This is a genomic window from Paenibacillus montanisoli (assembly GCF_003268025.1).
Classification (GTDB): domain Bacteria; phylum Bacillota; class Bacilli; order Paenibacillales; family Paenibacillaceae; genus Paenibacillus_Z; species Paenibacillus_Z montanisoli.
This window is the reverse complement of the sequence record NZ_QLUW01000002.1, coordinates 1018292-1031961: the sequence shown is the minus strand read 5'-3', so window position 1 is coordinate 1031961 and position 13670 is coordinate 1018292. Positions and strand designations below refer to the sequence as shown.

Below are 13670 nucleotides of genomic sequence, written 5' to 3'. Positions count from 1 at the left end.
GGGAGGAGGCTAACAGATGTCCCAACACTTGGTGACCAAGAATCACAGTGATACTGGAGCTTCGGTACCATTCATCCGGTGAGCTCCCATTTCTGCCAAACCTGAAAACCACCATATCGAATGTGAACTAATTATCAATATTTATTCGGTAATTAGCTTTTTTTTTGTGATATTAGTCACACAACATTTCTCGTCGAGATGTTTTACTAGTTTATATATCAGCAAGTAAAGGAGAATCAGCTATGGGTAGTGCATTTGCCTCCAAGTTTGCTAAATCTGTATTCATAACGGTTTGCGGCCTGCTGATCCTGATGTACGTAGGATCGAGATTTTTTACACATATCGACTTGGCACTGTACGGTTACATGGTAGGAACGTTCGTGTTCATTTGCGGTTTTTTCTATCGGTTCATCGCCTGGGGGGAACGCCCGCCTACCAAACTTATCATTAAAAAAGGCATCAAGCTCCTGTTTCGCAAAAGCTCGCCTAAAACGACAACGGAGCATCTCGTCACGTATCGCTTCATCTGGAAGCGCGGCTGGTACCGCTGGGCGCAGCATATTCTGATCGGTTGGGGATGCATTCTCTCCGCATTCGTAACGTTCCCGCTCGTGTTCGGCTGGATGTATTTTACGATGGAAGATAATGGATACTACACGGTTGTATTATTCGGTATCAACCTCATGAAGATCGACGCCGAAGGCATATTGGCGTTCTTGTTCTTTAACGCACTTAACATTACCGCCTTCATGGTCATCGCCGGAGTCAGCATGGCTTTGTATCGCCGGATCGGCAACATGCAAGCTCGAGCGGAGCAAACATTCGTCTACGATTTGCTGCCACTCTATATGCTCTTATTCATTAGTATCACTGGTCTGATGCTGACGGTTTCCAACATTGTACTAGGCGGCTGGGGTCATCCGGTCATTACGCTGATCCATCAATGGTCCGTCATCCTTACGCTCATCTATTTGCCATTCGGGAAGCTCGCACACATTCCTTTCCGGCCTCTTAGCGTATTTGCTCGCAACTACCGTGAGCATTATGGGGAGAAGGAGATGAAACCGTGCAAAGTGTGCGGAACGCCGTTCGTATCCGCGGAGCAGTCGACTGACGTTATCGAAGTGCTCAAACAGAACGATATCAACTTTAAGATGGAGGAAGGTTTCCATCTGGCGGAGCTTTGCTTGCCTTGCCGCCGCAAATACCGGATGTCCAAGTTTTCGGGCGTACCAACCCATTTGATTAAAGCCAAGGAGGCTAATCAGAATGCCAAAGGATAAGTTTTTCAAAGAGATTGCTAATAAGACGCACCCGAACGAAACGCTTGTCCCGACGCATTGTTCCTATTGCGGCATGCAGTGCGGCATGAACCTGAGAGTGGATACGTCTACGAATAAAATCATCGGCGTAGAACCGCGATACGATTGGCCGGTCACGCTCGGCAAAATGTGCCCGAAAGGCGTGACGGCGTATCAGCAAACGAATCACAATGATCGCCTGCTTCTCCCGCTCATTCGCGATAACGCTTCATACAAAGGAACGAAGGAAGGTTTCCGCGAAGCGAGCTGGGAGGAAGCTTACAGCCTGATCGCCCGTAAGTTTCAAGAGCTTCAACAGACTTATGGCAAAGATTCGCTGTCCGTATTCAGCGGCGTATCGATGACCAACGAGAAATGTTACTTAACCGGAAAATTCGCAAGGGTAGGCTTGCAGACGAGATATATCGATTATAACGGACGATTCTGCATGTCGAGTGCAGCCGCAGGGTTTATGAGAACGTTCGGGGTTGATAGAGGCTCCACATTGCCTTGGACAGATCTTCATGAGACGGATTGCTTGTTTATCGCTGGCAGCAATACGGCAGAATGCCATCCGACGTCGATGTTCCGGGTATGGGAAGTGCAGAACAGGGGCGGTTACCTGATCGTCGTTGATCCGCGCGAGACGCCGATTGCCCGCCGGGCGGACGTTCATCTTGATTTGCGTCCTGGAACCGACTTGGCGCTCGCCAATTGCATGGTTAACTTGCTCATCCAGAACGGCTATGCCAACAAGGCGTTCGTTAACGATCATACGAACGGATTCGATGAGCTCGTCGAAGTCGTAAAGGCATTTACGCCCGAATACACAAGCGAGATAACGGGAGTCGCTCCCGAGAAGCTCATTCGAGCGGCAGAAATATACGGCAAGGCGCCGAATGCGATCGTCATGTTCGCACGCGGCATCGAGCAGCAAATGAAAGGAACAGACAACGTATCAGCTTATACGAACATGGCTCTCGTCACTGGCAAAATCGGCCGACCGAAGGCGGGTGTCGCGACTTTCACCGGTCAAGGCAATGGCCAAGGCGGCCGGGAGCACGGACAGAAAGCCGATGCGCTGCCTGGCTATCGGAAGATCACGAATCCAAAGCACGTTGAAGAAGTATGCAAGGTGTGGGGAATCACGCCGGAGGAAATGCCGCAGCCTGGTGTATCCGCATATGAGATGTTTGAATTGATGCAGGCAAAGACGATTCGCGGACTGTACTTGCTTTGTTCGAATCCTGCTGTATCGGCGCCAAACCAGAACTATGTGCGTGCGTCGCTTAAAGGACTAGACTTTATGGTTTGCGCGGATTTGTACTTGTCCGAATCCGCAGAGTTCGCCGATGTCGTGCTGCCGACTACTTCGTGGTCGGAGGACGAAGGTACCGTTACGAACCTGGAAGGCCGGATTATTAAAATCAACAAAGCACAAGAGCCTGTAGGCGAATCGAAGCCGGATTGGCAAATACAAGTCGAACTGATGGAGCTTATGGGACGCGGTCAATACTTCCGTCATCTGAAGACGGCGGCGGATGTGGCGAATGAGTTCCGGTTAGCGAGCAAAGGCGGCTATGCGGATTACTATGGCGCGACTTGGGACAAAATCGAGCGGCAAAACGGCGTGTTCTGGCCTTGCCGCAGCGAGGAAGATCCTGGAACTCCGCATATGTTCCTAGATAAGAAATTTTATCACCCTGACGGCAAAGCGCTGCTATGCGCGATTCCATACAGACCGTCAGCAGAGCTGCCAGACGAGAAATTCCCGCTGCGGCTGACGACGGGGCGCGTTGTCTATCACTATTTATCCGGCAACCAGACGAGACGGATTCCGTTCTTGCATGCGATGTGTCCGGAGCCGTTCGTAGAAGTTCACCCTGAGGCAGCGCAGAAGTACGGCATCGCGCACGATAACTATGTCAGGCTGTACACACGCCGCGGCGCAGCGATTTTTAAAGTGAAGATTACCGAAGCGATTCGCAAAGATACCGTATTCGTACCTTATCATTTTGGGCATGAGCTTTCGATTAACTTACTTACGATCCCGGCGCTTGATCCGATATCGAAAATGCCGGAGTTTAAAGTATCCGCTGCCCAAATTGAGAAACTGGAGGCCGGACAATGAAAAGACATCTGTATATCGAGATGGACAACTGTATCGGCTGCAGAAGCTGCTTGGCGGCATGTACGCAATGCGGCGGACACGACCAGCGCAATCGCAACTACGTGTACGACGTTAACCCGCTCGTGAATCGCCAGACGATCCCGCTTATGTGTCTGCACTGCGTCAATCCGGCGTGTGCGAGAAGCTGTCCTGCGCAGGCGATCCAAGTGACGCCGGAAGGCGCGGTCTTATCGGCGCTCGTTGAAAAATGCATCGGCTGCCAAAACTGCACAATCGCTTGTCCTTACGGCATTCCGAAGTTCGATGAAGAGCAGAATCTGATGTACAAATGCGATCTGTGCTACGACCGTACCAAAGATGGCATCCCGCCAATGTGCGCATCGGTATGTCCGACGAACACACTGCAATGGGTGACGGAGGATGAGCTCGCGGCCAAGAAGGCACAACATCAGTTGGGCAAATGGACAGCTAGTCGCGAACTGTTCGATCCGCTTGAAGGGGAGACGAACGTGAAGGTCAGTCTCCCTGGCATTTTGCAAGGCAGTCAGAAACTGTTTTGATGAAGAGAGGAATGAGCCGTATGGATCGGGAGCAGAGAGGAAAGAATGGGAGCATCCCGTTTTCCGAAGATAATTATACGCATAATATCGAAAAAGCCGGCGAACGAAAGCTCGATCGTCGCAGTTTCATGAAGATGATGGTTGGCGCGGCTGGCGTGTTCGCCGTCTCGACGCTGCCTTGGGGTACGATTGCTTTTAACGAATTGACCGGCATAAAGAAGAAAACGTACGATCCGAAAAAGATTGCCGATGCTGCCAGCCTTAATGTCGGCGATGCCATTGAATTCGCTTATCCTGGAGAGCACGATTCCGCGCTGCTCGTCCGGCTGGGCGAAAACGAGTATAAAGCGTACCAGAACGCCTGCACGCATCTGAAGTGCCCGGTGTTTTGGAGCAAGGAGGATGGCGAGCTGTTATGTCCTTGCCATCACGGCATTTTCGACGTGCATACAGGAAAGCCGACGGCTGGCCCGCCGAAACGCCCACTGCCGGAAATTTTACTCAAGACGGATAGCGGCGCCGTCTTCGCCACGGGAGTGAAGCGATATGAAACGTAGCTGGAGAGGAGTTATCGGGCTTAGCGTTGTCTTGTTCTTAAACATCGTATGTACACAGCTGGCAGTGAACGCTTTTTTCTATGACAAGTTCCGCGAAGTTCTTATCTTTGCCGTATGTAATATCGTTCTGTTCCCAATCGCAATATGGATTTACAGAAAGGAACGTGATTGCGTATGAACGTTAAAAGCAGACAGCTGCCGCTGCAAACAATAAGTCTAGTTCTCGGATTCGCGGTATGGGTTATCTTATCTTCGCTCATGCCGTACATTAAAGACGAAATTAAAATGACGTCAGGTCAGTTGACATTGGTTACGGCTATTCCGGTGCTGCTCGGCTCCGTCTTGAGAGTGCCCATCGGCTACTGGACGAACCGGTTCGGCGCGAGAAAGCTGTTCACCATTAGCTTCATACTAGCGCTGGCTCCGGTGTTCTGGCTCAGCCAAGCGGATTCGTTCCAGGATTTGATTATCGGCGGATTTTTCCTTGGCATCGGAGGTGCGGTGTTCTCAGTCGGAGTTACATCGTTGCCGAAATACTATCCGAAAGAACGCCACGGCTTCGTTAACGGCATTTACGGGATTGGCAACTTGGGTACAGCGGTATCTACGTTCGGTGCGCCAGTGGTGGCGAATCAGATCGGTTGGTCGAAAACGGTGCTCATCTACAGCATTCTGTTGGTCGTGATGGCTGCTCTTAGCTTCCTCCTTGGAGACAAGAACGAGCCTAAGGTAAACACGCCGCTCGGCAAGCAAATCAAAGACGTTTACCGAAACAGCAAGCTATGGCTGCTTTGTTTGTTTTACTTTATCACGTTTGGCTCGTTCGTCGCGTTTACCGTCTATCTGCCGAACTTCCTCGTTTCTCATTTCGAACTGAGCAAAGTAGATGCAGGTATGCGCGTCGGCGGTTTCATCCTGCTGGCAACCGCAATGCGGCCTGTCGGCGGATGGCTTGGCGACAAGTTCAATCCGTTTAAAATTTTGATGGTTGTGTTTACCGGTTTGACGATCGCGGCAATCATTTTATCTTTCGCTCCGGATATGACCTGGTATACAGTAGGCTGCTTAACGATAGCCTTCTGCGCAGGCACGGGGAACGGAACGATTTTCAAGCTGGTACCGCTGTACTTTACGAAACAAGCAGGTATCGCCAACGGTCTAATTTCCGCGTTTGGCGGCTTGGGCGGATTTTTCCCGCCGCTCATGCTAACGATGCTGTTCAACATCACCGGTCATTACGCAATCGGCTTCATGGCGCTAGCGTTAGTAGCGCTCGCTAGCATGATCCTTGTTTTCTTCTTGTTCTATCAAGAGAAGCTAAGCTTGGCACAGCGTGTCATCGATTATACGAGGGAAGGCATCATCATTACAGATTTGAAGGGTAGAATCATGCGTGTCAACACCTCATTCTCGAGGCTGACCGGCTATACCGAAGAAGAAGTGATCGGGAAAAATCCGAGTATACTGAAGTCGGGTATACAAGATTCGAATTTTTACAAACAGATGTGGAGAGAAATCAAGGAAATCGGGTTTTGGCAAGGTCAAATTTGGAACCGTAAGAAAAACGGCGAAATTTATGCTGAATGGCTGACGATCAGCGCGGTTCGCAATGAAACGGGAGAAGTTGTTCATTACGCCGCTCTATTCAGTGATATTACGAAGCAGCGTGAGAAATGGATCGGAAGTGGACAGAATGCCTAGCGAGTACGAGCTTAATCTTGTTTTCATACATGATAACGACGACAATGAGAGGCTGTTGAGCGAAGTTCAGCTAGAAATGTCAAGAGTGTTAGGCTCTGGAGCTAAGTGGCACGCCTATGGAAGAAAGGAAGACGAACTTTCCATTATCGTGGTCGAGGCGAACGGATTAACACCGCTAACGACAGAAGCGGAAGTGATTAGTCGCCTGGAAGGTAAAATGGAGTCGGATTGCTGGGATTGGTTATCCGGGTATCAGCTTACTGTTACTCCTAAGGAAGACGCAGGCAGCTGCCGTCTGAAAAGGAAGGTGAGCATCTGATATGGACTGGGAAGAAGCGCTGGCCGGGTGGATCGGCCGTTTGGTGGAGATCCGGATCGAAGACCAGCTCGATCTTGATCCGCTTGCACCGCCGAAGCTTATCACTCTTCATCAGGTTAAATATGCAAACAATAGGAAAGAATTGTGCTTTTACCTGAATGAGAATCAATTTTTGTCAGTTCCGTTGTTCTTGGAGCCGAACACGCAATTGCTCAGCAATACGTTCGAATCCGTCGATGAACGCTCTAAGCTAATTTACAGAGCCATCCTTGTTTAAGATATGAACTAGATTTCCAAAGACACAGTTCTCATAAGCAGCATGACAAACGCAAACAGGTATGTACTTCCTCTCCCACGTTCTTTGTTCTTTCGAGAGGTACATGCCTGTTTTACTTTTAGTTGCATTTTGGAGTGGATAAATACATTATATTAATCAGATGCCTAGTTGAACGGTTATATATCTTCGACGAGGCTTTTTTGTGATTTCAAGCGCAGTGAAAATGATGAACGCTATACAAATTCCGTCCATGGGTTACAGAATAGGGGGAGAGATACATGTCGAACCAAACTGAATTGATTATCAAACAAATAGCTGGCAGAGGGGAATCACTGATGCCATACGTGAATTCCCCTGAGAAACAGCGTCAGCTGTACAGAAGAACGATGATCATCGTCATTGCTTCTCAGATGTTTGGCGGAGCGGGATTGGCGGCAGGGATCACGGTAGGGGCGCTGCTGGCACGGGATATGCTCGGAACAGACAGCTATGCTGGTGTTCCGACTGCACTATTTACATTAGGATCCGCTGCCGCTGCGCTCATCGTCGGCCGTCTGTCTCAACGTTCAGGGCGTCGTGCGGGACTTGCTGCGGGTTTTTTAACAGGCGGAATTGGTGCTGCAGGTGTTGTTCTGGCAGCTGTCTTCAATAGTATCGCGCTTCTCTTCGTTTCATTGCTAGTCTATGGAGCAGGTACGGCTACCAACTTGCAAGCCAGATATGCCGGTACGGATCTCGCGCTCCCAACACAGCGGGCCAAATCGATAAGTACGGCCATGGTCTTCACGACATTTGGCGCGGTTGCCGGACCGAATCTCGTGAATTTTACTGGTCGGATTGCGACTTCATTGGGAGCTCCTGCGTTATCCGGCCCATTCATGCTGGCGACTGTTGCCTATTTATTGGCTGGATTCGTATTGCTCATCTTCCTGCGACCGGATCCATTATTCGTGGCCAAAGCTATTGCAGACGCGCAACGTGCACAAGATAGCCAGAGAAGCACAGCGCAATCACATATTCTGGAAGCGAGTGTAAATAGACGGGGGATCATGGTCGGGGCATCGGTGATGGTGTTAACTCAGATTGTGATGATTGGCATTATGACCATGACACCTATTCATATGAAGCATCACGGCCATGGGCTCGGAGAGGTTGGTATGGTGATCGGAATTCATGTTGCCGCCATGTATCTACCTTCTCTGCTCACAGGCATTCTCGTCGATAAGTACGGCCGAAAGCCAATGTCCTATGCCTCCGGTGTGACGTTGCTCTTAGCTGGGCTACTCGCTGCATTCGCACCAGGTGACTCCATGGTACTTCTCGTACTTGCGCTGGCGCTGCTTGGGCTTGGGTGGAATTTCGGCCTTATCAGTGGAACAGCAACGATCGTCGATGCCACGACGCCTGAGACACGCGCCAAGACACAAGGAACGGTGGATGTTCTAATCGCTCTCGCCGGGGCATCAGGAGGTGCATTGTCCGGCATGGTGGTGGCGCATTCCAGCTATTCGACACTCTCCTTGGCTGGAGGGTTCCTGTCCTTGCTTCTGATACCGGTTGTCCTGTGGTCTAGAAGGAAGGCATGATTCAACAAGGCGTTCCTGTTTGAACAGGGATGCCTTTTTTGTTTGCTCATTTTTCATAGGGTATAGGTGGATACAGAGAAGGGGCAGCCGACTTGTAAATCGAGTACCCCAGGGGATGTGTCACAAAGTTAGTCGTTCGCATACAGTAAAAAGGCACAAGCACATTTAATTGTTTCGGGGAGGACAGATGTAATGGCGACTGCAAAAACAACAGCTATGCTTATATCAATCGGAACTGAAACGCGTGAGGTTTCTGTTAATTTTGACCTAGCGGCCACGTTCGCCTCGCGAGGTACCGACTTGCCTATTGGTAAATCCATAACAGTGAAAAGAGGCAGCATCTCCAAGAAATTAATCCTCACGTTGGATTCGTTTGAAGATGATCCGCCCGGAAATTTGTTGAGACTTAACAATAACGATATAGCCTTATTCGGTTTTACTTTAGATCAAAGAATTACAGTTGAGTTTAACACCAACACAAATACAATGACGCTTCGTAATACTGGAGCTAAATAATATCGTGGAGTAAGCAGGGGTCTAGTGGAACTAGACTCCTTTTGCTGTTTATCATTCTTGAAATTAAAACACTGGGCGTGGGCGTAAATGTGTTATTGGGGTTGCTAAGAAAAAACGATTGTCAAGCATGGAAGGCGTTTAATGGAAGCTCCTCATAAATAACGCGACAGCCGATCATATGACCAGCTCTGCTTAATAACACGGACTCCGTAAAATTGCAGTTTCCTTTTTTATAGCGCAGAAAATTAATTACGGTCCCTATTCCGTACGACAATTTTGATTTTAATCAACTATTACCTATTATGATACAAGTCGCCCATGCCATGATGAACCTGTCGCGGCACGCGGCGTATCCATTCAGAAAGGGTGATTCCGATGAATGACAACTCGAACATCGCAACCGCTACGATACGGAGGACGACGTTAGCGTAACCCTCCATAACGAATGGAGGCCGTTAACTTGTTGAATGAAGATCAAATTATCGCGTAATGGTGCGCCGACTTATACGACCAGATTGTTTGAGACGGACGAGGACGTTCAGTTTCTGGCGGGATTATCCGAGGCTCCTGCACGGCCTGGGCGTGTAGCATCAGTGTGTACGTTGACTTTCGCTGGTCTAGTCTCAACAATATCGAAGGAGGTCATCAAAATATGCAACGACCCCAAATATGGCACTATGGTCTTGTCGCGCGGGCGCATGCCGAATTGTGGACGGAAGCTGGTCCGGAAGCGGCGTACTACAAGAAGCTGATCGAGACGTCCGGACAACCGGCGCTTGATCTGGGCTGCGGCGGTGGACGCTTGTTGCTCCTCTATTTGCAGGCTGGTCTGGATGTGGATGGCTGCGACTACTCGGAGGATATGCTTGCAGTCTGCCAGGAGCGAGCAGCAAAGCAAGGCCTTTCACTCCGGCTCTATGCGCAGGCAATGCACGAGCTGGATCTGCCCAGGCGCTACAGGACGATATTTGCCTGCGGAGTGATTGGTCTCGGTGGAGAGCGTCGTCTGACTATGCAGGCAATGCAGCGCTGCCATGAGCATCTACGTCCAGGCGGCACGTTCGCATTCAACTACACGGCGCGATGGAACGATCCGCCCGCTTGGCTGGCGAGGTTGCCTGAGTACAGGCAGGCCGAACCCGAGGGATGGCCCGCATCCAGTGAGCACCAGCGCCTGGCCGACGGAATGGAGCTGGAAATAGCTGGACGGACACTTGAGACAGATCCCTTGGAGAACGTGGCCACCCGTCAGATGCGACTCCGGCTGTGGCACGAAGGAGACCTTATCAAGGAGGAAGTTCACACGCAAAGGTTGGATGACTATACGAAGAACGAGTTGGTGTTGATGCTTGAGCGCGCATGCTTCAGCGACATACAGATCTTTGGAGATTTCAGCGACGAACCGGCTACCGCAGACCACAATGAACTGATCTTTATCTGCCGAAAATAAAATCGCGTCCCAGCCGTATCTCGGAGCATGGTGACGTTATTTCCTCCATGATCTACCCGAGCCATTGGAATGACGGATATTGAGACAGCGGCTTATAATCCTATGCGTTTGTGTGGATCTTATGGAGGCTCATGGAATTGGCATCCGCACACGCTTCCGGTACTGATTGGGTGATTCGTTAAGATGCTTCGAGAACTGTCTCGAAAAATAATGTACAGAGGAAAAGCCGAGCTTATCCGCGATGTCTGTAACCGAAAGGTTCGTCTCGCGGAGCTCGGTTTTTGCTTGTTCAAGTCGACAGCTCATAAAGTACTGGTGCGGACTGTCGCCCGTTTCTTTGCGGAACAGCTCGTACAAATACGCTTCGCTGATATGGAAGGTATTCGCCCAAACCTCAGGCTGGAAATCCTCGGTCGTATGGCTTTGCATCCATGCAATGGTGCGGCGTATACGAGGATCGGTAGGTTCAAAGGGATGAGCCAAGAAACGTACAAATCCAACCATGAAGGTCTCGAACAACGAACGAAGCAAGATGGCGGTCGAAAAATCATTCGAGTCGAAATGGCGGATGACTGATAAGAAGGCTTCCAGCCAATCCGCATGAGCAGGAATGGATGTTTGGACAGCCGGCGGCCACTGCACGGGTGGCTGTGATTGTGCAATAAATTCGATACGTGCTGCGCTCAGCTTAGGATCATATTTCTCAAACCGATGCTCATTGAGACCTGTGTCGCCTTTGAGCTTCGGGCTTGTGTTCCAGAGCAAATCCACGTACACCGACGCATGTACCATCGGGTCCTCGTTGTCAGCAGCGTAACTGTGCACGATGCCCGGCTCGAAGTAGAACAAGTCGTGCTGTTTCGCCCGGTACTCGATTCCGTCGATCGTGACGATTCCTTTGCCACGCTTAATATAAACAAACGAGTGCGCATATGGCAGCCGGGGATTGACGATCTCTCGCGGACGAAAAGGATAAACGCCTGCGCCTACGATACGAGAGCGAATGTCTTCGAATGTGGTTTGTCTAATCTGATCGGCCATCTGCTTGATGTCCCCTTTGGCGAATATACGTCATTTTATCCTCGAATTGTGCAAAAAGTATAGCATATTCCAAAGCCAGCTTCACCTTGTTTCTAGTAAGATGAGTTACAAATACGTACTCTTAACAGGTGGAGGATTGGACAATGCCAGACAACAAGTTTCATCTGAAGCAAGCGAGCTCTTTCGTAAGGTTGGTCGGAAATGAAGAGGCTGCGCCTGAGCAGCTAGAGCTTCAGCGCCATTGGAGCGGGGATAGCTGTGCTTCCACGCTTATTAACCGGGGAGAGACAGGCTGCAGCATTAAAGAAATCGTCCTGTTCCAACGCGATTTGCCATTTGATGCTAGCACTCCTGTGTACGGTGAAGGCTACAGCAAGCTCTCGCAGTATGCCGGCACAATTGCTAATGTGAGCCTCATATCGGGGTATAGCGATCGCGACCATTACAAAATCCCTCAAGCCGAAGGCTTCCAAACCGTTTATAATCTCGCCCTGCTGTCCCCAGCAGATGCTGATGCTATCCTCTTGGCTTTTACCTCCTGTCATCGGTTTAACGGTGAGATTAGGCTCGTTCAAGGAACGATTGAAATTGTGCTTGTAACGGATGGGGTGCGAATAGAGGCTGGCGAAAGCTGGGAGCTGGAGCATTTTGAAATCGTACAAGGTCAAGATCATAATAAGCTCTTCGCCCAAGTGGCCGAAACCATTCGTACATATCATCCACTCTTGGAAGCAGCGGAAGTGCCGACCGGTTGGTGCTCCTGGTATTGGTATGGACCTGAGGTCACAGAAGCTGATGTAGAAGCCAATATGGATGTCATGTCTGCGGAGTATCCTGAGCAGCTCAAATACGTCCTCATTGATGACGGATACCAAACTTACATGGGGGATTGGTTAATTCCAGGTCCTGCTTTTCAAGATATGAAAGCGCTTTGTCGTACCATCTTGGATAAAGGGCTGGAGCCGGCAATATGGGTAGCTCCTTTCATAGCGGAGAAGGATTCCGACCTATTCCGAAATCATCCAGATTGGTTTGTGAAAGACGCAAGCGGCAGTCCGCTCGCATCCGACACGGTTTCATTCGGCGGATGGCGCAACGGCCCATGGTATATGCTGGATGGGACGCACCCGGGAGCGCAAAACTATCTGAAGTATGTTTTCCATACGATGCGTGAAGAGTGGGGCAACAGGTTCTTCAAATTAGACGCGACTATGTGGGGCGCTCTGCACGGAGGTACCTACTACAAGCCGAATACGACTAGGGTTGAGGCTTACCGAGAAGGGATGCAGGCTATACTCGAAGGGGCTGGAGCAGATAGCTTCATTCTTGGCTGCAATGCACCGATGTGGCCTTCGCTCGGCGTCGTTCATGGCATGAGAATTACCGATGATATCGCATACGATTGGAGTAAATTTAAAAAGAATGCGAAGGAGAACTTTTGGCGGAATTGGCAGCATAATGAGTTGTGGGTGAATGATCCGGATTGTGTGCTTCTGGATAATTACATGGAGAATCACCTGGAAAATCAAATACTGCCTGACGGATCGTTCCTGCCAACCGAAAGCAAACTGACAGAAGATGAATTTGGGTTCCATGCCGCACATATCTATTGCTCCGGCGGAATGGTTCTCTCTGGAGACAGCTTGCTCGTGCAATCCGATCGAGCAAGATCGACGCTGCGGAAGCTACTCCAACCTACTAACGTTGCGGCGAAGTTTGATGATATTAGCTTCAAGGTCGGCAGATTACAAGTGGGAGATAAACTTGTAATCGCTGTGTTCAATGACCAAGATGAACCTACTGCGGTGGAAGTAGCATTGCCGCAATCTTGCACAATCACCGATTATTGGACGGATGAGGAGCTTGGTGTGTATGCCGATCGAATAACGATCGAGCTTCGTCCGCATCATGCGAGGCTTCTCGTTTGTAACTAATCGCCACATAAGAACAAGCAATTCGCCCACCATTTTCTAAGGAGAAGGTGGGCGAATGTTATGGTAAACATTTTTACTCAAGGGTGGAGAACTTTAGTGGCAGAAATAATGCAGAGCATCATGGGCAACCTCGTTCTGGAACTCTTACTTTTTCTCTAGTTCCTCCGTTGTATGAAGGTACGGCTCAAATCGACCGAATACCACAAAATCGACGCTACGCTGCAAGCGCGATAGGCAGACAGCCGGAGAGAAATTGGACGATTCCTGAACTTGGCGTTGTGCGGCTATCATGTCATC

The 13670-nt window shown here is 49.9% G+C and carries 12 protein-coding genes; 11 read left to right on the top strand and 1 reads right to left on the bottom strand.

What is annotated here, in order from left to right; translation table 11 throughout:
• The first annotated feature begins 242 nt into the window (after positions 1 to 242).
• From DL346_RS14285 to DL346_RS14235, 10 genes are all read left to right on the top strand, one after another.
• Positions 243 to 1283 (top strand): hypothetical protein, encoded by a 1041-nt coding sequence (locus DL346_RS14285; protein ID WP_112882759.1) that lies wholly within the window; start codon positions 243 to 245, stop codon positions 1281 to 1283.
• Positions 1270 to 3432, top strand: coding sequence for a molybdopterin oxidoreductase family protein (locus DL346_RS14280; protein WP_112882758.1), 2163 nt, complete (start codon positions 1270 to 1272; stop codon positions 3430 to 3432). Before DL346_RS14285 ends, DL346_RS14280 begins: the two co-directional genes overlap by 14 nt.
• Positions 3429 to 3992: a 4Fe-4S dicluster domain-containing protein gene (locus DL346_RS14275; RefSeq protein WP_112882757.1), complete on the top strand. Its 564-nt coding sequence runs from the start codon at positions 3429 to 3431 to the stop codon at positions 3990 to 3992. The genes DL346_RS14280 and DL346_RS14275 overlap by 4 nt, the downstream gene beginning before the upstream one ends.
• A gap of 20 nt (positions 3993 to 4012) precedes the next feature.
• Positions 4013 to 4549 (top strand): Rieske (2Fe-2S) protein, encoded by a 537-nt coding sequence (locus DL346_RS14270; RefSeq protein ID WP_112882756.1) that lies wholly within the window; start codon positions 4013 to 4015, stop codon positions 4547 to 4549.
• 174 nt (positions 4550 to 4723) lie between these two features.
• On the top strand, positions 4724 to 6250 hold the full coding sequence (locus tag DL346_RS14260) for a nitrate/nitrite transporter (RefSeq protein ID WP_112882754.1): 1527 nt from the start codon (positions 4724 to 4726) through the stop codon (positions 6248 to 6250).
• A complete protein-coding gene (locus tag DL346_RS14255) occupies positions 6243 to 6569 on the top strand; it encodes a hypothetical protein (protein ID WP_112882753.1) in 327 nt (108 codons plus the stop codon). Before DL346_RS14260 ends, DL346_RS14255 begins: the two co-directional genes overlap by 8 nt.
• A 1-nt stretch (position 6570) precedes the next feature.
• Entirely contained in the window at positions 6571 to 6846 is a 276-nt protein-coding gene (locus DL346_RS14250) for a hypothetical protein (RefSeq protein ID WP_112882752.1), read from the top strand.
• A 335-nt stretch (positions 6847 to 7181) separates the two neighbouring features.
• On the top strand, positions 7182 to 8432 hold the full coding sequence (locus DL346_RS14245) for an MFS transporter (protein WP_240633214.1): 1251 nt from the start codon (positions 7182 to 7184) through the stop codon (positions 8430 to 8432).
• A gap of 192 nt (positions 8433 to 8624) precedes the next feature.
• The gene (locus tag DL346_RS14240; protein WP_112882750.1) at positions 8625 to 8948 is read left to right on the top strand and encodes a hypothetical protein; all 324 of its coding nucleotides are present in this window, start codon (positions 8625 to 8627) and stop codon (positions 8946 to 8948) included.
• A 652-nt stretch (positions 8949 to 9600) separates the two neighbouring features.
• Positions 9601 to 10398 (top strand): class I SAM-dependent methyltransferase, encoded by a 798-nt coding sequence (locus tag DL346_RS14235; protein ID WP_112882749.1) that lies wholly within the window; start codon positions 9601 to 9603, stop codon positions 10396 to 10398.
• Positions 10399 to 10527: 129 nt separating this feature from the next.
• Here DL346_RS14235 and DL346_RS14225 read toward each other — a convergent pair whose 3' ends face one another.
• Positions 10528 to 11439: an AraC family transcriptional regulator gene (locus tag DL346_RS14225; RefSeq protein WP_112882748.1), complete on the bottom strand. Its 912-nt coding sequence runs from the start codon at positions 11437 to 11439 to the stop codon at positions 10528 to 10530.
• Positions 11440 to 11582: 143 nt separating this feature from the next.
• Here DL346_RS14225 and DL346_RS14220 point away from each other — a divergent pair, with 143 nt between their 5' ends.
• Positions 11583 to 13373 carry a glycoside hydrolase family 36 protein gene (locus tag DL346_RS14220; protein WP_112882747.1) on the top strand — a complete coding sequence of 597 codons (1791 nt, stop codon included), beginning with the start codon at positions 11583 to 11585 and terminating at the stop codon, positions 13371 to 13373.
• The last annotated feature ends 297 nt before the right edge of the window (positions 13374 to 13670 follow it).

What these genes read in the sequence shown, in the direction of transcription:
- DL346_RS14280 (WP_112882758.1), top strand. Translation starts at nt 1,270, where the DNA reads ATGCCAAAGGATAAGTTTTTCAAAGAGATTGCTAATAAGACGCACCCG.
- DL346_RS14240 (WP_112882750.1), top strand. Translation starts at nt 8,625, where the DNA reads ATGGCGACTGCAAAAACAACAGCTATGCTTATATCAATCGGAACTGAA.
- DL346_RS14260 (WP_112882754.1), top strand. Translation starts at nt 4,724, where the DNA reads ATGAACGTTAAAAGCAGACAGCTGCCGCTGCAAACAATAAGTCTAGTT.
- DL346_RS14245 (WP_240633214.1), top strand. Translation starts at nt 7,182, where the DNA reads ATGCCATACGTGAATTCCCCTGAGAAACAGCGTCAGCTGTACAGAAGA.
- DL346_RS14285 (WP_112882759.1), top strand. Translation starts at nt 243, where the DNA reads ATGGGTAGTGCATTTGCCTCCAAGTTTGCTAAATCTGTATTCATAACG.
- DL346_RS14255 (WP_112882753.1), top strand. Translation starts at nt 6,243, where the DNA reads ATGCCTAGCGAGTACGAGCTTAATCTTGTTTTCATACATGATAACGAC.
- DL346_RS14220 (WP_112882747.1), top strand. Translation starts at nt 11,583, where the DNA reads ATGCCAGACAACAAGTTTCATCTGAAGCAAGCGAGCTCTTTCGTAAGG.
- DL346_RS14235 (WP_112882749.1), top strand. Translation starts at nt 9,601, where the DNA reads ATGCAACGACCCCAAATATGGCACTATGGTCTTGTCGCGCGGGCGCAT.
- DL346_RS14250 (WP_112882752.1), top strand. Translation starts at nt 6,571, where the DNA reads ATGGACTGGGAAGAAGCGCTGGCCGGGTGGATCGGCCGTTTGGTGGAG.
- DL346_RS14270 (WP_112882756.1), top strand. Translation starts at nt 4,013, where the DNA reads ATGGATCGGGAGCAGAGAGGAAAGAATGGGAGCATCCCGTTTTCCGAA.
- DL346_RS14275 (WP_112882757.1), top strand. Translation starts at nt 3,429, where the DNA reads ATGAAAAGACATCTGTATATCGAGATGGACAACTGTATCGGCTGCAGA.
- DL346_RS14225 (WP_112882748.1), bottom strand. Translation starts at nt 11,439, where the DNA reads ATGGCCGATCAGATTAGACAAACCACATTCGAAGACATTCGCTCTCGT.